This window comes from Thalassobacter sp. HA4-2 (assembly GCF_055693705.1).
This window is the reverse complement of record NZ_JBVFUK010000001.1, coordinates 1,910,047-1,928,479: the sequence shown is the minus strand read 5'-3', so window position 1 is coordinate 1,928,479 and position 18,433 is coordinate 1,910,047. Positions and strand designations below refer to the sequence as shown.

Sequence of the window (18,433 nt, the reverse complement as noted above, 5' to 3'; positions counted from 1 at the left end):
TGCACGATCCCGCTCGGGTCGGGCGCGACCCGTGCATGTTTGCGCGCAGGTCGGTGAAATCGGGGCGGATGTGCGATGCCTGACCCACCTTACAACGCGCCCCTGACCAAGCCCGTCACACGGGGCAGCGGAATGTCACCGTGAAGGTGCCCTGCGACCCCTGCGCCCCGCCGGTGCGTGACAGGGTCAGATCGCCGCCAAAGCCCCGGGCCACGGCGGCGGCGATGGGCAGGCCCAGACCGGACCCCGCACTGGGGCCGATCTGACTGAACCGACCGAGGGCGCGGTCAAAGTCCGCCTCGGCGATGCCCTTGCCGTCATCGGTGATCTGCACGACCAGGGCACCCGCCGCGTGGGTGGCTGTGATCCAGATCCCTGACAGGTTCGGGCCGCCGTGGTTCAGGGCATTGCGCAGGATGTTCAAAAGGGCCTGTTCAAACATCACCGGGTCGCCTTGGACCGGGGGCAGGGCGTCGCCTATGGCGGTGTGCAGGGTGACGCCCTGCGCCTGCGCCTGCGCCGCCGCTTTGTCGGCGATGGTGCGCAGGGTTGGCCCGGGGCTGAACCGGGTGCACTGATCGTCCGACAGGCCCGCCTGCGCCCGTTCGAGGGTCAGCAGGTTGTTGGCCAGGTGCCCTGCGTCCCGGGCGGCGTCCAGCAGGTCGGCGGTGCGTTCGCGCAGGGCCTCGGGGGTCTTGGCGCTGGCCACGGATTCCGCCAAGCCCAGCACCCCGGCAATGGGATTGCGCAGCTGGTGCGCCGCGTCCGAGATAAAGGCGTTCTTGACCTCCAGGGTGCGGGACAGTTCGGCCAACAGGGCGTTGAACTGACCCACGATGCCCGTCACCTCTTGGGGGATGCGCCGCTTGATCGGGGACAGATCCCGGGCGGAACGGCGGGCAATCGCCTCTTCCAGATCAATCAGGGGGGCAAGGCCCTGGGCCACGCCGAACCAAACGATGATGGCGACGGCCCCAATCAGGGCCGCGATGATCAGGAACACTGGACGCGTGCGCGCCGCCAGAAAGCCATCGCGCACGGAAAACCGTTGCCACACGGTAAAGGTGAAGGGTCCGGCGATCCGGTCAATGGTGGTGGTCTGCGAAAACCGCAGGGCGCGCACGGGGTCGCCCTGGTAGACGGCGTTGTAATAGGTCTGCGTCGTGCCCGGTCCGATGGCGTTGGGCGGCACGGGGGGCGTGGCATACCCGGTGACGAAGACGCCGTCGGGCGCATAGACGTGATAGAACACCAGCCCACCAGAGGTGTCGCGCAACAGGTCGCGCGTCTCTTCGCTCAGGGCATCGCCCCCGGTGGCGGCCGTATCCCGCGAGATCGCAAGCGCCGTGGACAGCAAGGACCGGTCGAACTGCTGTGCCGCGTTGTCCTGTGCATCGCGGTAGGCCCAAGCCCCCACAAAGGCCGCGACCCCCATCAGGGGCAGCAGGATGATCAGGGTCAGGCGCGCGCGCAGGGACAGGCTGTGCCGTATAGGGGGCTTCATGGGGCGGCCTGCAACATATAGCCCAAGCCCCGTTTGACCGTGATCTTCACCCCATGGGGGGCAAGGCGTTTGCGCAGGCGCGACACGTAGACCTCGACCACGGGTTCGTCCACCTCGGCCCCGGTGCCATAGAGGCTGTCCAGCAGGGCCTGTTTGGAGACGATGCGGCCATTGGCCATCAACAGCCGTTCAAACAGCGCCACTTCGCGTCGGGGGATATCAAGGGGGCCGCCTGGCCCCTCGATCATCCGCGCGGTCTGGTCGAAGGTCAGCGCGCCGATGGTCCGTGTCGCGCGGGGCTTTTCCACCACCCGTCGGGACAGGGCGCGGATGCGGGCGGCGAATTCGGCCATCTCGAAGGGTTTGCTGAGGTAGTCGTCGGCGCCCGCGTCCAGCCCTGTGACCTTGTCCTCGGTTTCCGATTGCGCCGTCAGCAGCAGGACAGGGCGCAGGTCGTCCCGGGCGCGCATCCGGCGCAGCACCGTCAGCCCGTCCATTTCGGGCAGGTTGATATCCAGCACCACGATGTCCACGTCCTCGCCGCGCAACAGGGCCTCGGCGTCCGCCCCGGTGTGCACCATGTCCACGGCATGGCCGCTGTCTTGCAGGTGGTAGCGCAGGCCCTTGGCGACCGCGATATTGTCTTCGACGACGAGTATGCGCACGGGCGGCGTCCTTAAACTTTGATGGGCGATGCAAGGTTCACGCAAGGATGCCACCCCATGGTCGCGGCATCAAGAAGGTGTGGAGACCTTCTGATTCTGTTGATCAGGGCCTAGCAGGTCCTTCTGGGAGGAAAACAATGCTCAAGAAAACACTTGGCGCGCTTGCGCTGACGTCCGCTTTGGTGGCCACGCAATCCATGGCCGATGGTCATGGGTTCGATCTGTCCGGCAAGACGGTGGAATGGATCATCCCGTTCTCGGAAACCGGTGGGTCCGCGAAATGGGCCAACTTCTATGCGCCCCTGCTGTCCGAGGCGCTGCCAGGCAATCCCACGGTGGTGGTGACGTTCAACCCCGGCGCTGGGTCCACCAAGGGGGCCAATGCGTTTCAGGCCATGGAATACGAGGATGGCACGACCATCTTTGGGTCGTCCGGGTCCACGCAGTTTCCCTATCTGCTGAACGATCCTCGGGTGCGGTATGAATACCGCGACTGGAATGTGGTTCTGGCCTCGGGCACCGGCGGTGTGGCCTATCTGCCGCCTGCGCTGCATGGGCAACTGGGCGAGGGCGGCGATGCCACTGCGCTGGCGGGTGAGGATTTCATCTACGGCTCCCAGGGGGCGACCCGTCTGGACCTTGTGCCCCTGTTGGCCTGGGAAATGCTGGGCCTGCAGGTGGAGCCTGTGTTCGGGATCGAAGGCCGGGGCGATGGCCGTTTGATGTTTGAACGGGGCGAGGCGAATATCGACTACCAGACCTCGTCCAGCTTTCTGTCCGGTGTGACGCCACTGGTCGAGGCGGGGACGGCTGTGCCGTGGTTCTCCTTCGGGGCGCTGGACGCCGATGGCAACATCGTGCGCGACCCCACATTCCCTGACATGCCGACGTTCAAGGAAGTCTGCGATGCGACCGAGGGTTGCGAAACCTCGGGTGCGCAGTGGGATGCGTGGAAAGCCTTCTTCGTGGCCGGTTTCCCCGCCCAGAAGATGGTCTTCCTGCCCCGCGGTGCCCCTGAAGAGGCCATCACCGCCTTTACAGAGGCCTTTGCCGCCATTCAGGAGCGTGACGACTTTGCCGAAATCAGCAAGGCGCGACTGGGTGTCTACCCGCAGCTGACCGGTGCGGCGGCGCAAAAAGCCATGGCCAGCGCCACGGACGTGCCACAAGAGGCCAAGGACTATGTCATTGGCTGGCTGGCGGACCGCTACGGCGTCGTCCTTCAGTAACGCCACACGACCGACCCCATCCGCCCCCGGGCGGGTGGGGTTTTGCCGTGCAGCCACACAACCCACCATTCCTAACACTCGGGGTACGACGCCATGGAGGTCTTTGCGACAGCATTGCCTGCGTTGAACGACGCATTCGCCATGATCCTGCAACCGCACGTGATCGGCTTTCTGGTCCTTGGGGTCATGATGGGGCTGTGTATCGGGGTGTTTCCCGGATTGGGGGGCATTGCGGGGCTGTCCCTGCTGTTGCCGTTCATGTTCGGGATGGAGCCTGTCACCGGGCTGGCCCTGATGGTGGGCATGGTGGCGGTGGTGCCGACCTCTGACACCTTTGCCTCTGTGCTGATGGGGATACCGGGGTCCTCGGCGTCTCAGGCCACGGTGCTGGACGGCTTTCCCATGGCCAAGAAGGGCAAGGCCGCGCGGGCCCTGTCCGCCGCCTTTGCCGCGTCGCTGTTTGGCGGGCTGGTGGGGGCGGCGTTCCTGACGGTGTTCATTCTGGCCGCCCGTCCCATCGTCCTGCTGTTCCAGACGCCAGAGCTGTTGATGATCACCATCTTTGGCCTGTCCATGGTGGGCATCCTTGCGGGGCGCATCGCCCTGAAGGGGCTGGTCGCCGCCTGCCTTGGCATCCTTGTGGGCACCATCGGCGAGGGGGCCAGTTCCGGCGCCCTGCGCATGTCCACCTACGACATGCCCTACCTTGTGGACGGGCTTAAACTGGTGATCGTTGGCCTTGGCATCTTTGCCATTCCCGAAATCGTGGCCCTGCTGCGCCGGGACAAGGCCATTTCGGACCGCGCGCCGCTGGGGGGCGGGTGGCTTGAAGGGGTCAAGGATTGGTGGGCCAACAAATGGCTGTCGGTGCGCTGTTCGCTGATCGGGGTAATCGTGGGTGTGATCCCGGGGCTGGGCGGGTCCGTGGTGGATTGGATCGCCTATGGCCACACGGTGCAGACCGCCAAGGACAAATCCCAGTTCGGTTCGGGCGATGTGCGCGGGGTCATCGGGCCCGAAAGCTCCAACAACGCCAAGGAGGGCGGCGGTCTGGTGCCGACCCTGCTGTTCGGCATCCCCGGCTCCGGCTCCATGGCGATCTTCATCTCGGCGGTGGCCCTGCTGGGCACAGGCTCGATCGAGGTCGGGCCGTCCATGCTCAAGAACAACCTTGATTTCACCTATGCCATTGTCTGGCTGCTGGCCCTGGCCAATGTGGTGGGCACGCTGATCTGCATCGCCGCCTCGGGTGGGATCGCCAAGCTGACCGAGATCCGCTTTGCCCTGCTGGCCCCGTTCCTGTTCATGATCATCGCCTTTGCCGCCTTCCAGTCCCGTCAGGAAATCTGGGATCTGGTGGCCCTGTTCGGCATCGGCCTGCTGGGCATCCTGATGCGCCGCTTTGACTGGTCGCGCCCGGCCTTTCTGATCGGTTTCGTGCTGGCGGGGCCTGCGGAACGCTACACCAACCAAGCCTATCAGATCGGGGCGTCCCGCTTTCGGCGCGGCTTTGAAGAGGGGATCGAATACATCTTCAGCCCTATCGTCATCGTGCTGATCATCATCACCCTGCTGTCGGTCGTCATCGGCCTGCGTCAGGCCAAGAACATCCAGGCCGAAGGGGCCGTGGCCGCAGGCAGCAAACGGGCGCCGCTGATCTTTCTGCTGGCGGTGACGGGGTATATCGCGCTGACCTACTGGAACGCGGCGATCATCCCGGATTATGCCCGCATGGACCGTGTGTTCCCGGTCTTTGTGGCCACGGTCGCCCTTGTGGGCTGCGCCCTGCTGCTGGTGCAGATGATGCGCGCGCCCGAGACATCGCCGATCTTTGCCGACCGCGAGGCGGAGGAGGCGGCGGACAACGTCCACGGCCTGTGGCCCACCCTGGGCTGGTTCGCGGCCCTGTTGCTGGCCTCGGCGGTGTTTGGGTTCATCCTCGCCCTTGCAGGCTTTCTACTGCTGTTCATCCGCATCCGCGCGGGCAAGGGCTGGGGCTATGCGGCGCTGTATACGTGCGCGGGCATCGCCTTCATCTGTGCCATGGCGTGGACGCTGAACCGGGATTTCCCACCGGGCCTGCTGCAAGCCTATTTCGACCTGCCCTGGCCCCTGACGTGAGTGTGCCCATGCCAAATTCCACACCAAATTCCAATCTCAATCCCGTGCCGGTTTTCGCGAGCCAAACCGAGATCCCCTTCCTGTTCCTGCGCGGCGGCACATCCCGTGGCCCCTACCTGAACCGCGCGGACCTGCCGCAGGATCTGGACACGCTGGCGCAGGTGCTGATCGCCATGGTCGGCGCGGGCCATCCCCTGAACATCGACGGGATCGGGGGCGGCAATGCCGTGACGACCAAGGTGGCGATGTTGTCCCCCGCGCAAGAGGATTGGGCGGACGTGGATTACTTCTTTGCCCAGGTCAGCGTGACGGACCGCACGGTGGATTTCAAACCCACCTGCGGCAACATCCTGTCCGGCGTGGGCCCTGCGGCGATCGAGATGGGGCTGGTCCCCGCCGTGCCCGGCCAGACGACCGTGAACATCCGCGCCGTGAACACGGGCGCGCGGGTCATCGCAACGGTCCAGACCCCGGGCGGCGTGGTCGACTATGCAGGGCAGGCGGCCATTGACGGCGTGCCCGGCACCGCCGCCCCCGTGGGGTTGCAGTTCATGGACACCATCGGCGGGGCCACGGGGGCGTTTCTGCCCACGGGGCGGCTGGTGGATACCTTTGACGGGGTGGACGTGACCTGCATGGACGTGGCCATGCCCATGGTGATTGCACGGGCGGCCGCCTTTGGCCTGACGGGTTATGAAAGTGCCGAGGCGCTGAACGACAACGCCGATTTCCTCGCCGCGATGGAGGCGGTGCGGATTCAGGCGGGCACGGCGATGGGGATCAAGGATGTGGCGTCCTCTGTCACGCCGAAGTTCGGTCTTTTGGCCCCCGCGCGGGACGGCGGCACCATCGCCACGCGCTATTTCATGCCGTGGAAGGCGCATCCGACCATGGCCGTCACCGGGGCGCAATGTCTGGCCTCGTGCGTGTTGACGCCGGGCACCGTGGCCGAGGGGATGGCCGCCCGGTCCGACGCGCGGCCCGCGACCGTGACCCTGGAACACGCCGCGGGCCAGATTGACGTTTTGGTGGATTATGACCTGACCGGGGACGGCATCGACCTGCGGTCCGCCGGTCTGGTGCGCACTGCCCGCCTGTTGGCCCGGGGCGCGGTCATGGTCCCCGCAACCGTCTGGTGCAGGCCATGAAGGTCCATATCCTCGACGATTGGTTTGACACCCTGCGCGGCTTGCCCTGTTTTGCCAAGCTGGCGGGCCATGACGTCACCGTCTGGACAGACCACGAACCCGACCCCGTGCGACTGGCCGCCCGCATCCAGGAGGCCGAGGCGCTGGTCCTGTTCCGCGAACGCACGCAGATCGGGGCCGATCTGTTGCAGCGCACCCCGAACCTGAAGCTGATCAGCCAGCGCAGCGTCTATCCCCATATCGATGTGTCCGCCTGCACGGCCCACGGCGTGATGCTGTGTTCCAACATGTCCGGGGGCGGGGCGAATTATGCGGCGGCGGAAATGACGCTGGCCCTGATCCTGGCCAGCTATCGCCAGATCCCGCAACAGGTCGCAAGCCTGCGCGCGGGCCATTGGCAGATGGGCGTGGGCCGCACCCTGCGGGGGCGGACGCTGGGTCTTTATGGCTATGGGCGCATTGCGCGGGCCGTGGCGGAGTATGCCGGGGCCATGGGGCTGCGGGTGCAGTGGTGGGCCTCTGACGCGGGGCGTGCCCGGGCGCGTGCCGACGGACAGCGGGTGGCCGACACCCGCGCGGCCTTCTTTGCCACCTCTGACATCGTCAGCCTGCATGTGCGCCTGAAACCGGCCACGCGCGGGATCATCACCGCCGAGGATCTGGCCGCCATGGCCCCGCGCAGCCTGCTGGTGAACACTGCGCGGTCCGGTCTGATCGCCCCCGGCGCCCTAGAGGATGCAGTGACCCGGGGTGGGCTGCACGCCGCGGTAGACGTGTTTGACACCGAACCCCTGCGCGATACGGCGCACCCGTTGCTGACCCATCCAAACGTGCTGCCCACGCCCCACATCGGCTTTGTGACCGAGGATGAGTACGACCTGCAATTCAGCGACATCTTTGACCAGATCAACGCCTATGCCGCAGGCGCGCCGATCCATGTGATCAATCCCCAATGATCAAACCCCAGTAATCATACCCCAATGATCAATCTTCAGGGGACTGACTGAACAGACGCGCGGCGATGGGGGCCCCCACGATCACGGTGACGATCCGCAACACGTGGTGGGCAATGACAAAGGCCATGTCCGCCCCGGCAATCAGGGCCAGCACGGTCATCTCGGCCTGACCGCCGGGGGCAAAGGCCAGCAGGGTTTCCATGGGCGGGGCCAGCTGGAACAGGTAGATCACCTCGACAAAGGCCGCCGACAGGATCAGCAGCAGAACGCAAAACCCAAGGGCGGCGGCCACGTCGCGGCGCACCTCCTCGCCTGTGACGCCCGCGTATTTGGTGCCCACGGTCATGCCGATGAAAAATTGCGCGGCCCAGATCGCCTCGGCCGGGGGGCGGTGTTCCAGCACCCCTGTCAGCGCCATCACCCCCGCAAGGATCATCGGCCCAAGGATCGAGGCCCCGAACAGCCCCACCGCCTTGGCGATGCGCCACCCCGCCAGACCGGCCACGACCATCAGCGCCAGTTGCGACAGGGGCAGGCTGGCGGCGGGCGCGCCGGGCGGATTGCTCAGATCAACGCCCCAGTACCCCTTCAGGATGAACGGCAGGGCCACGACGATGACCATCACGCGGGTGGCGTGGATCAGGGACAGGGCGCGTACGTCGCCGCCCGCCTCCTCGCCGAACAGCAGCATGTCCTGCAACCCGCCGGGCATGGCCGAGTAATAGCTGGTGGCGAAATCAAACCCCCACAGGCGCTGGAAATAGGGCACGCCGATCAGGCCGATCAGAAACACCATCACCGGCACCAGCAGCAGGGTCGTCCAGTATCCCGCCATGCTGACCACAAGGGCCGTGGTGAACGTGGCCCCCACCGCCACCCCGAGGATCGAGCGCATTGCGTTGTTCACAAAGGCCACGCTGCGCATTTGCGCGCCCATGAGGGCGGCAATCAGGCAGGCGATGATAGGCCCCAGCAGCCACGGCAGCGGCAGGCCCAGGGTGTGAAAGACCAGCACGCCAAGGCCAGCAATCACATGGGTTTGCAGGATGTTCTTCATCCTCGCATGACCTGTAGGCGGTAACGCAGGGAGGTTTGCAGATGCGCCTCGGCGGCGGCTCCGGCCCCTTCGATGTCGCCCGCGCTGATCGCGTCGATGATCTGGCAGTGCTGATGGACCACGGTCGTGATCCGGTCGGCATCCGCAAGGGTCGTCGGCCCCAACAGCAACAGCGCATTGTTGATCGCCCGCGCCGCATCCAGCAAGAAGCGGTTGCGCCCGGCCAGATAGATCGCGCGGTGAAACTTCTGGTTGATCGCGGCGGCGCGCGCGGCGTTGTCCGGGGTCTGGGCGATTTGCGCGTTCAGGCTGGCCAATGTGTCGGTCTCGGCCTCGGCGCTGTGTTTTGCGGCCATCTCGGCGGCGGTGCGTTCAAGGACAAGGCGCATCTCGTACAGCTCCACCACCTCTGACTGGCCCAGCTTGCGGATCACGGCCCCCACGCGGGGGCGGTGTTCGACGATGTTTTCGGCCTCCAATCGGCGCAGGGCCTCGCGGATGGGGGTGCGCGACAGGGCCAAACGCTCGGCGATCTCGACCTCGCGCAGGCGGTCGCCCGGTTGATACAGCCCCGTTTCAATGGCCTGCATCAGCTTGGCAAAAGCGACGGCGCCCTGGGATTTGTCTTGCGACATGTCGGTGGGATCGGCCCGCATCCTGGAACCCTCTTTGCAAATTGTATCCGCTTGGATACACAATTCCCTAAAGAGGAGAATCGCAGATGTCAAAGAAGATTATCGTCGTCGGATCGGGCAACGCGGCCTTGTGTGCCGGGATTGCCGCGTTGGAGGCGGGGGCCGAGGTCCTGATGCTGGAAAAGGCGGATGCGGCCCTTGCGGGGGGCAACACCAAGTACACCGCCGGGGCCATGCGGTTCGCCTATGACGGGGTTGCGGATCTGATGCCCTTGCTGAAAGACACGCACGACCCGCGTCTGGCCCATACGGATTTCGGGGGCTACACCACCGCGAAGTTCGCCGAGGATCTGTTGATGTTCAACGGCGGCCGTCCCCTGTCGCCCGAGCAGGAGCAGTTGATCGCGCAGTCCCTGCCCGCGATGCAGTGGCTGGGGTCCCACGGGGTGAAGTTCGAACCGATCTATTCACGGCAGAGTTTTGAAAAGGACGGGCGGCACGTCTTTTGGGGGGGCTGACCCTGGCCGCCGAGAACGAGGGCGTGGGCCTGTTTGACATGGAACTGGCGGCCTTTGAACGGCTGGGCGGCACGATCCGGTACAACAGTGGGGTCACGGGCCTGTTGTACGACGCGGGCCGGGTCACGGGCGTGCAGGTGGGCGCAGAGGCCATTCCCGCCGATGCGGTCATTCTGGCCTGTGGCGGCTTTGAGGCCAGCACGGAGCGGCGGCGCGACTGGATGGGCGGGCATTGGGACAAGGCCAAGGTCCGGGGCACCCCCATGAACACCGGGGACGGTCTGGAGATGGCGGTGGCCGTGGGCGCACAGACCTACGGCCTGATGGATGGCTGCCACGCCACGCCCATGGACCTGCATATGCCCGATTACGCCAACCTCGACCTGCCCGCCGGAGAACGGAAGAACTACCGCAAGATCTGTTACTTCCTCGGGGTGATGCTGAACGCCGAGGGCGCGCGCTTTGTGGACGAGGGCGAGAATTTCCGCAACTACACCTATGCGCAATTCGGCAAGGCGGTGTTGGATCAGCCCGGGCATTTCGCGTGGCAGGTCTTTGACGCCAAGGTGGATGATCTGCTGTACGCCGAGTACCGGTTCCACGATGCCCATTTCGTGCAGGCCGATACGCTGGACGATCTGTGCGCCAAGCTGGACGGGGTGGATCCCGCCGCCGCCCGCGCCACGCTGGATGCCTTCAACGGAGCGGTGGATGACGCGGTGCCGTTTGATCCGACCACGTTGGACGGCAAGGGCACCCAAGGGCTGGACCTGCCCAAATCCAACTGGGCGCAGCGGTTGGACACGCCCCCGTTCAAGGCCTATCCGGTGACGGCGGGCATTACCTTTACCTACGGCGGGCTGAAGGTGTCGGACACCTGTGCGGTGCTGGACGGGCAGGGCGCGCCGATTGCGGGGCTGTATGCGGCCGGTGAGATGGTGGGCGGCGTGTTTTTCGAAGGGTATCCCGGCGGATCGGGCCTGACATCCGGCGCGGTGTTTGGCCGATGCGCCGGACAAAATGCGGGCCAAGATGCGGGCCAAGATGCGGGGGCTTGAGTAGGGGCCTTGACGGGGCGCACAGCGATGCGCCCCATCAGACCCCATCAGGACGTCGCGTCGTAGAGGTTCATCAGCAGGTCCGGATTGGTGCCCGCGCCTTCCAACTCCTTGCGGATGCCGGCGGCATTGGTGTTGAATTTGCGCAGCTTGTTTTGCACGCGCTGCCCGAAGGACGACCGGGCGGGCAGGGCCTGTTCAAAAGTGTCCAGCGCGGCCTGTACCTCTTGCGCCAGGGGATCCATGCCCAGCACAAGCGTGGTGGGATCCTTGATCCGGTGCCGCATCAGCCCGACAATCAACAAGGGCGCGTAGTCCAGCGTCCATCGCCGGGCCCTCAGGTTTTCGCGGGCGTCGTAGATTTCCCAGATGGCCCGGTTGCACAAGGCCTCCACGTCCCGCCGGGTCAGCACCGCGGCCGCGCTGTCCGAACGGCTGAGCAGAAAGGCCACGCCTGCGGTTTGCTGATCCCAGGTCCAGCCTTTGAGGTCCGTACCAAGAAGGGTGCGCAGGGCCTTGGCCTCCATGTCAGGGCCGTGGCAGATACGGCCCAACCCGTGGTAGATCAGCTTCCACCCGAAATGATAGGCGCCGCTGCGTTCATAGGCGGCCATGAACGGGTGGGCATTGGATTGGTCGCGGACACAGTCGCACAGCCAGTCCGCCACCGGGCGCGGGCAGTGTTTGAACTGCCACGTCACAAAGCGCAGCGCCCTGTTGTAGCCATGGGCGTCGCGACCCTTCAGGCGGTCCGCGATCAACTCCAAGGCGCGCGCGTTGGCGGCGGTCAATGCGTCGATCTGATGCGCAGGTGGCCCGTCTGGCCCGGCTGGAATGTCCCCATCGCTGGAAATGCAGTGCACCCCATCCAGCCGATTGGCCATGCGCTTTGCCAAAACCTCCCAGTCCGGCACGCGTTTGTCTGCGTTTTCCTGCAACAGCGCGCCCAGACCGCCGGGGCCCTGCCACCCTTGTGGGCCACAGGGCAGCACCATGCGGTTCGGGATCGACACCTTGAATTTCAGGCTGTCGATGATCGCGTCCCAGTCTTGATCCTCGGGGGTGGCCTCGTCCCAGTTCACGGTGAAGCTGCGGCCCAAGCCGGGGGCGTCCAGCAGGATCTTGGCGCGCCCGGCTGCGGGCTTTTGTTCCACCCGCAAGGCGACATCGGTCTGCGTGGCCACGGTGCGCCCCAAGGGAACGATGGCCTTGCGCGGGGCAGGCGCGGCCTCTTTGCGCAGGTACACCGTGATCGCATCCTTGCCCGCGGGAATGGTCAGCACGGCGGGTTTGGGGCTGCGGTAAAGGGCACCGGCGCGCACGGTATCGCCCGGGGTGATCAGGTCAAAGTTGGTGGCCGCATGCCGGTCGAAGACTATGGTCGACAGTTGCGGCAGAAAGTCGAAATAGACCGCCCGCCCCTGTGCGACGCGCCCGGCGGCCAGCAGGGCACCCCGCGCCACGGTGTCGGGTGGCAGGGCCGTCACCGGTCCCTGCACATGGGCCTTGACCCAAGTGTGCAGGGCGGCGCGGACGGGCCCCTCGGCCACGGTTTCCAGTACAACGGCATCACACCCGGACAGGTCGGGCAGGATGGGCATCGGCGCTGTGTCATCCACAAGGCGCACGGTGCTCAGGTCCATGACATCCCACCCGCCGTCCCACGTGCGCAGCACCTCGGGCGGGGTGGCTTGGCCCAAGGCGCAGCGCCCGACCGAAGCGGCCAACACCCGGTGCGCTGTCCGCGCGTTATAGGGGGCACCCGCCAAGGCGGCGGTGCGGCATCGCTGAACCAAGGCCCCATAGCCCAAATGGCAGACAAGGGCGCGGGCGGTTTGGCGACGTTCCGGCGCAAGGCTGCCGTCCGCATCGCGCAAAATGCGCAGCCTCTGAATCGAGACGCCCTCGGCGTCATGGCAGATCACGGCGACGGTTTGATCTGCGGCGAGGGCATGGTCCTCGATCGCTGTCAGCGCGGCCAGCACCGGGCGCCAGACCAAAAGCGGGTTCTTGATCCGTGCGGCCGCTAGGGCCGACAACAGCGCCTCGCGCGCCCTTTCGTCAAAGCCCTCGTCGATGGCCAAGACAGTGTGGGCCGCCCCGCGCGCCATTCCGGCCAGTGCTGCGCCGATCTGTGGACCGTGGTCGGCCGGGTCCTGCAGGCAATCGCGCACACGCACGCGCTTTTCCTCCGACCCGACGTCGCCCCAGCCCCCACCCAAGCCATGGGGGGCCAAGTCCGCTTGGGGGCCGCCGATCCATGTTCCGCCCTTGCCATTGTCCGTGCCGGTCTGAACGACACTTGAAAGGGGGCCGTTTGCCAAGACCTCTGTCCGCGTCAGGTCATCCTCTTCGCCCGGGGTCGAGACCCAGTTCTTGGCCACCCGGTCGTGCCAGCCGTTCATGTCGAACCCGCACAGTTTCATGGCGCAACCGTCTGCACTTCGTCGCGCACAAAGTCGCGGATGGCCGCAAACCCTTGAGCCAAGGGGGCACCGGTGGGCCCGATGGCTACGGCCGTCACCCCCCGACCCTGTGCCGGGCATAGCCTTGCCAAGCCGGGGTCAGCACCAGACCCTTGGTCAGCTTGTCACCGGGAGAGGCCGCGCGCACCTGCGCAAGGCGTGCGGCGGCCTGGGTTGCGGCCTCGTGCACATCCAGCGCGGTCAAGGCGTGGGGGGTCCAGACCGCCACCCGGGTGGCCGGATCCCTTTGATCATAAAGGGAGGTGATTTTCAGGGAAACATGGGCCCGCGCTGAAACCAGCCCTTCGCTTGGGGCCGCAGGTCTGGACAGGATTTCGACGATCCGGTTGTGTCGGCGCAGCCAGAAGACGGCCAACGGGCGGTCCATGTCGAACAGGCGTCCCCGGTCCGCCTCGGCCCGCCAGCGGATGGGAGATTGCGCCACGACGACACTGTCGTCCAAGCCTTCGATGGCAAGGATCATGGCCAGCACGGCAAAGTCGGTCCATGTTTCCGCCTGCCAGGCCCACAGGTCGTCTTCGATCCTTTTGCGCCGCAACAGCTTGAGCCAGTTCGCATGAAGCCGTCGGTAGCTGCGGTCTTGCATCAGCACGTAGTTCGGGGTGATGTCGGCCTCGGCCACGCTGACGCCCTTGGCGTGCAGGGCGCGGTCCAGTCGGCGGCAGGCCCGGGCGAAAAGCGCCACCTGTTTGAACCGCACCGTATCACAGGCGCTGGCGTGATCGCGCATCCATGTCCGCGCCACCTCGAAGGCCAAGAGGCAATAGGCCCGCAGGACCTGATTTTCGAGCGTGTTGAAATCCTCTTTGCGGGCGGTGGCCAGGATCCGTTGCGCCGCCCCGGCCCGCTGTGCCACGCTGGCGCCCGGTTGACGGCTGAGCCACACCATCGCGGCGCGGTCCATCTCTTGGACCCGGTCCAGAGGCGTCATCTCGCGCACCCGACGCAGCACCCGGCGCAAACGGCCCTCTAGATCGCCCAGCACCGGCTGCATCTCGCGGGCTTGGCGCACGATGTCGGCCATGCGCGGGTCCGCCTCGTCCTCGGCGCGTTTCCATGCGGCGCGCAGGCGGGGCCAGGTTTGGCCGGGATCGGCAAGGGCCTCTTGCAATTCCTGGACCCGGGCAAGGACCGCATTCATGGTTTTCAGAACGTGGCTGCCGTGGTGTTCGGCCGGGGTACTGGGGTCTTGGCCGCGTTTGGGCCGCGTGGGAAAGCCTGCGCGGACCGGTCCTTGGCCCGCCTCGCGCTTGGGGTAGGGGAACAACACCAGCGCGGTGTCCTGCCCGCGCACGCGGCCCCGTTGCAAGACGGTGTGGTCCATTCCCTTGGGCCCGCCTGCGTGGGTTTCGCCCAACACACAGTCGCCGGGGCCAAAGGCATGATCGTGCGCAAGGTAGGACGCCCAGGGCCGCGCCAGCAGGTTCATCCGCGCTCCACCCCGTGCCAGACGAATTGGCCCGTTGTGTCTTCGGCCATTTGCCGGGACTTGGCGATGGCATCGGCCAAGGGGGCGTCATCAAAGTCAGCCTCGACCAGCTTTTGCAAGGCGTCCAAACCCGGGGCGCAAGTGTCGACTTCGATTCCGCGCAACTTGGGCAGCAGGCGCATTTCCACCTGATCGGCCAGGGCATCGCTTAGGGCCTCGCGGCCTTCGACCTGCGGATAATTCGCGATATAGGCCTTTACGGCGCCGCCCAAGCGGTGACCGAAGGGGCGGCCCAACTGGCGCATGACATCGGCCATCTTGTCGATATGGGCGTTCACGTCGGCGCTGTCTTGGGGCGGTTTGATCCAGCTGTTCCAGCGCGCCTTCGACAGGTGCATCGGGCCTTCGGGCTGGCCCTGGGGCGTGCCGGTCCGCAGGGTCTTGGGCGCTGCAAAGCGCAGCACATTGGCTCGGTCCACGACCTTGTCCGACAGGGCTTGCGTGCTTTCATCCTCGTTCATGGTGCCCGCGAACAACAGGTTGTAGCCCGGGAAGATCCGGGGCGGCTGGTCCATGTTGGGGATCTCCAACTCGATCACGGCGTCCTTGCGTTCGTTGGGGTTGTCCACCGCATCCCGCCCGGGACGGCTTTCCAACCGGCTGAGGAAGTCCGAGAAATAGTATTCTACCCGTGCCAGGTTCATCTCGTCCAAGAGCACCATCATCATGCGGTCCTCCAAGGCCGGATCGGGGTTGTTTTGCGTGTCCAACGCCCATAGGGCGCGAGCCATGTCCGTGGGACGGAACCGTCCTTCGATATAGTTGTAAAAGCCCATCAGGTCCTGCGGGCTGTCCCAGCGGGGCTGTACCGGCACCTGTAGAAACCCGATCCCCATACCGGCGGCGTATTGGCGGGGCAGCTGGCTTTTGCCCGTGCCAGAAATCCCGGCCAGCACGGCCATTTGGGTGGTCTCGTTCACCTTCATGGCGGTGTGGAAGGCCCGAAGGGTCCGCTCGGGGTAGATCAGCCCCTTGGCCTTGAACCGCCGTTGCACACGTTTCAGCGCCTCGCTTTCATTCTCTTGCGGGGCTTTGGGCCAGCCCAACATCTCCGTGATCACGGGCGGGGCCTGTTTCAACGCGCGCAAGGGGTCGGTGTCCGGGTCTGCGCCAACGGTGTCGGTCTTGCGTTTGATCTCGTCGGTCAAGAACGCCAGCCGGGCCTCCAGGGTGCTGCGCTGGTCTTCTTTTTCGCTGATGGTCTGGCGGGCCGCCGCGACGTTCGCCTGCAGCGCGGAGGCCTCGGTCTGGGCCTGTTCCAAAGCCTGTCTCTGGGCCGCGACACTGGTTTCCAAGGTCGCGAGCGTGGCGGTCTGGGCCTCGATCTGCCCCGACAGGCGGGCGTGATCCGTTTCCAGATCAAGCGCGTGTTTTTCAAGCCGTTCGACTTTGGCATGTGCGGCGTCCAACTGTGCCAGCGTCTGCTGTTGGGCGGCGATGTCTTGGGCCAGTTGCGCGTGCTGTGCCTGCATGTCCGAGATGTCGCCTTGCAGGCGTTCGGCGGCCTCCAACCGGTCCTTGACCTCCAGATATTCTGCGCGCAGGGGGACCAACTTTTCTGTCAGACCCAATTGTTCCACAACCGCGTCCTCAATCTCTTGGCGCAATTCGGCGACAGCCGCGCGGCGGTCTTCCATGCTGGCCCATTCCGCCAACAGTTCCTCTTTCTGACGGCGGAGCCCGTCGACATCCGCATTGAGACGGGCCACGTCGGCAAGATCGTCGCGCATCTTGGCCAACTCGCCGTCCAGCTCCTCCATCAGCGCGCGCTTGGCGGCGAGGCGCTCTTCGTAGATTTCCAGCTTCGCGATGGGGCCAGCGGCAGCCACGGCGCGATCGTGCTGCACCGCGAGGATAATCTGCACGATGGCGACGATGGCCACGGCCCCGGTGATCACCAGCACGATGATGGTATTGTCAGTCAACATCTGGCTTTTCCTTATTCAACGGCATCAGTGGCGGTTTCGGCTTCGGGGGCGGGCGCGGGCAGGGCCTCCAACCGGGCCTGCGCGGCGGCGATCTGGCGTTCCAGCGTGGCCAACTGGGCCTGTGCGCTGTCGCGGGCCTGTATGGTGTTGGCCAGTGTCTGGCGCGCGGTGGCGATCTGGGGGCCGAGGGCGTCTTCGCGCGCCTGCAACAAAGCCACTTCCGATTGCAGGCCGGCCAAGGTGGCGCGCTGTTGGTCCAGCTCTGCCATCTGTGCCCGTGCGCTCGCCATCTCTGCCTGCATTTGGTCGTATTCGGCCCGCACCGTGGCCAGCTGTGCCGAGGCGACCTCGGCGGCGGCTTGGGCAGAGGCTGCCCGGGCGTCGCTGTCTTGCCGCGCCGATTGCAGCCTTTGCACCTCCGCCTCCAAAGCGCCAAGGCGGCCCAGCTGGGCGGCGCTTTGGTCTTGCGCCTCTGTCAGGTCGCTTTGCACTTGGACCAAGGCCGCGCGCTGTTCCGCCACCTGCGCCTCAAGGTCGGGCAGAGCGCTGGTCAACGCGGCCTCGCGGCTTTGCAACCGGTCCACCTCCGCCAGCAGGGCATCACGGGTGGCGCGCTGTTGGTCCAGATCTGCCAAGGCATCTCGGGCTTGGGCCACATCGCTTTGCAATTGGGTGTATTCCACGCGCAAGGCCGCAAGGTCTGTGCCCTCGGACTGGGCAGCGGCGCGGGTGGCCTCCAACTGGGCGGCGCTGCGTTGGCGCGCGCCCTCCAGCACCTCTGCCTCGTTTTGCAAGGTGCGCAGGCGCGCCTCGGCCCCGGCGATCTGTGCGGCCAGCCCGTCGCGCGTCTGGGTCAGGGTGTCCACCTCCTGGCGCAGGCCCGTGCGCTGTGCCGCTGCGGTGGCGATCTGCGTGCCAAGTGTTGCAAGCTGCGTCCGTGTCTCGCCAAGGCGCGTCTGTGCGGCGGCACTGTCCGCGCGCAGGGCCGATTGCGCATCCGTCAGGCTGGTGACGCTGGCCGACAGGCGATCCGCGTCACGCTGCAACTCGGCCACCCGGCGTTCCTGGGCGCGCAGATCCTCGACCAAGGGCGCAAGGCGGTCCACCTCCGCTTGCAGGGTGGACTGGCGATCTTGCAGCTGGGACAGCTGGCGTTCGACATCCAGCCTGCGGGTTTCCAGGTCTGCGGTGGCGGATCGGGTCTGGTCGGCCTGATCGCGCAGGCTAGCCAGATCCCTTTCCAACTGGACGGCCTGTGCGCGACGCTCTGTGGTCAGGCGTTCGGCGCGCTGAGCCTCTGCGATGGCCAATTGCGCGGCGGCGAGGTCCTGTTGCAGATCCGCCAGTTCGGCGCGCGCGGCCTCGGCCCGGGCGAGGGCGTCACCCTCTTGTTGTGCGGCACTCTGGCTTTGGGCCTGTGCCGCGGATGCCTGTTGTGTCAGGTCCAGCTTTTGCGCCGACAGCAGGGCGATTTCCGCGCGCAATGTGGCCAAATCCGCCTCGGCGGTGCGGACCTCGCCCAGATAGAAGTCCCGATCCTCGGCAATCCGGCCAAAGCGGGTGTCCAGATCGTTCACGGCATAGATCAGGTAGCCGCAGGCGCCAATGGTGGCCGTGCCCATGAGGGCTGCGAAAAGGC

General features: G+C 66.0%; 14 protein-coding genes. 6 read left to right on the top strand and 8 right to left on the bottom strand.

Annotated elements, in window-relative coordinates:
- Positions 1-115: 115 nt before the first annotated feature.
- The gene (locus ACZ1G0_RS09745; protein WP_472736769.1) at positions 116-1,504 is read right to left on the bottom strand and encodes a sensor histidine kinase; all 1,389 of its coding nucleotides are present in this window, start codon (positions 1,502-1,504) and stop codon (positions 116-118) included.
- Positions 1,501-2,169 (bottom strand): response regulator transcription factor, encoded by a 669-nt coding sequence (locus ACZ1G0_RS09740; RefSeq protein WP_472736768.1) that lies wholly within the window; start codon positions 2,167-2,169, stop codon positions 1,501-1,503. Before ACZ1G0_RS09740 ends, ACZ1G0_RS09745 begins: the two co-directional genes overlap by 4 nt.
- Before the next feature lie 137 nt (positions 2,170-2,306).
- Here ACZ1G0_RS09740 and ACZ1G0_RS09735 point away from each other — a divergent pair, with 137 nt between their 5' ends.
- The 4 genes from ACZ1G0_RS09735 (at position 2,307) to ACZ1G0_RS09720 (ending at position 7,623) form a co-directional block, all read left to right on the top strand.
- Entirely contained in the window at positions 2,307-3,398 is a 1,092-nt protein-coding gene (locus ACZ1G0_RS09735) for a tricarboxylate transporter (RefSeq protein ID WP_472736767.1), read from the top strand.
- Positions 3,399-3,491: 93 nt separating this feature from the next.
- Positions 3,492-5,519 (top strand): tripartite tricarboxylate transporter permease, encoded by a 2,028-nt coding sequence (locus tag ACZ1G0_RS09730; RefSeq protein WP_472736766.1) that lies wholly within the window; start codon positions 3,492-3,494, stop codon positions 5,517-5,519.
- Positions 5,520-5,563: 44 nt separating this feature from the next.
- Positions 5,564-6,667 carry a 4-oxalomesaconate tautomerase gene (locus ACZ1G0_RS09725; protein ID WP_472736765.1) on the top strand — a complete coding sequence of 368 codons (1,104 nt, stop codon included), beginning with the start codon at positions 5,564-5,566 and terminating at the stop codon, positions 6,665-6,667.
- Positions 6,664-7,623 carry a D-2-hydroxyacid dehydrogenase family protein gene (locus ACZ1G0_RS09720; protein WP_472736764.1) on the top strand — a complete coding sequence of 320 codons (960 nt, stop codon included), beginning with the start codon at positions 6,664-6,666 and terminating at the stop codon, positions 7,621-7,623. Before ACZ1G0_RS09725 ends, ACZ1G0_RS09720 begins: the two co-directional genes overlap by 4 nt.
- A gap of 28 nt (positions 7,624-7,651) precedes the next feature.
- On the opposite strand, the gene ACZ1G0_RS09715 is transcribed toward ACZ1G0_RS09720, so the two are convergent.
- Together ACZ1G0_RS09715 and ACZ1G0_RS09710 are read right to left on the bottom strand one after the other, a co-directional pair.
- Positions 7,652-8,680: an AbrB family transcriptional regulator gene (locus tag ACZ1G0_RS09715; RefSeq protein ID WP_472736763.1), complete on the bottom strand. Its 1,029-nt coding sequence runs from the start codon at positions 8,678-8,680 to the stop codon at positions 7,652-7,654.
- Entirely contained in the window at positions 8,677-9,336 is a 660-nt protein-coding gene (locus ACZ1G0_RS09710) for a GntR family transcriptional regulator (RefSeq protein ID WP_472736762.1), read from the bottom strand. The genes ACZ1G0_RS09715 and ACZ1G0_RS09710 overlap by 4 nt, the downstream gene beginning before the upstream one ends.
- A gap of 65 nt (positions 9,337-9,401) precedes the next feature.
- Here ACZ1G0_RS09710 and ACZ1G0_RS09705 point away from each other — a divergent pair, with 65 nt between their 5' ends.
- The gene (locus tag ACZ1G0_RS09705; protein ID WP_472736761.1) at positions 9,402-9,833 is read left to right on the top strand and encodes an FAD-binding protein; all 432 of its coding nucleotides are present in this window, start codon (positions 9,402-9,404) and stop codon (positions 9,831-9,833) included.
- Positions 9,821-10,891 carry an FAD-dependent tricarballylate dehydrogenase TcuA gene (gene tcuA / locus ACZ1G0_RS09700; protein WP_472736760.1) on the top strand — a complete coding sequence of 357 codons (1,071 nt, stop codon included), beginning with the start codon at positions 9,821-9,823 and terminating at the stop codon, positions 10,889-10,891. Before ACZ1G0_RS09705 ends, tcuA begins: the two co-directional genes overlap by 13 nt.
- A gap of 47 nt (positions 10,892-10,938) precedes the next feature.
- Here tcuA and ACZ1G0_RS09695 read toward each other — a convergent pair whose 3' ends face one another.
- The 4 genes from ACZ1G0_RS09695 to ACZ1G0_RS09680 form a co-directional block, all read right to left on the bottom strand.
- The gene (locus ACZ1G0_RS09695; RefSeq protein ID WP_472736759.1) at positions 10,939-13,317 is read right to left on the bottom strand and encodes a hypothetical protein; all 2,379 of its coding nucleotides are present in this window, start codon (positions 13,315-13,317) and stop codon (positions 10,939-10,941) included.
- A gap of 94 nt (positions 13,318-13,411) precedes the next feature.
- Entirely contained in the window at positions 13,412-14,806 is a 1,395-nt protein-coding gene (locus tag ACZ1G0_RS09690; RefSeq protein ID WP_472736758.1) for a hypothetical protein, read from the bottom strand.
- On the bottom strand, positions 14,803-16,794 hold the full coding sequence (locus tag ACZ1G0_RS09685; RefSeq protein ID WP_472736757.1) for an McrB family protein: 1,992 nt from the start codon (positions 16,792-16,794) through the stop codon (positions 14,803-14,805). Before ACZ1G0_RS09685 ends, ACZ1G0_RS09690 begins: the two co-directional genes overlap by 4 nt.
- 11 nt (positions 16,795-16,805) lie before the next feature.
- A complete protein-coding gene (locus ACZ1G0_RS09680; RefSeq protein WP_472736756.1) occupies positions 16,806-18,416 on the bottom strand; it encodes a coiled-coil domain-containing protein in 1,611 nt (536 codons plus the stop codon).
- Positions 18,417-18,433: the final 17 nt, after the last annotated feature.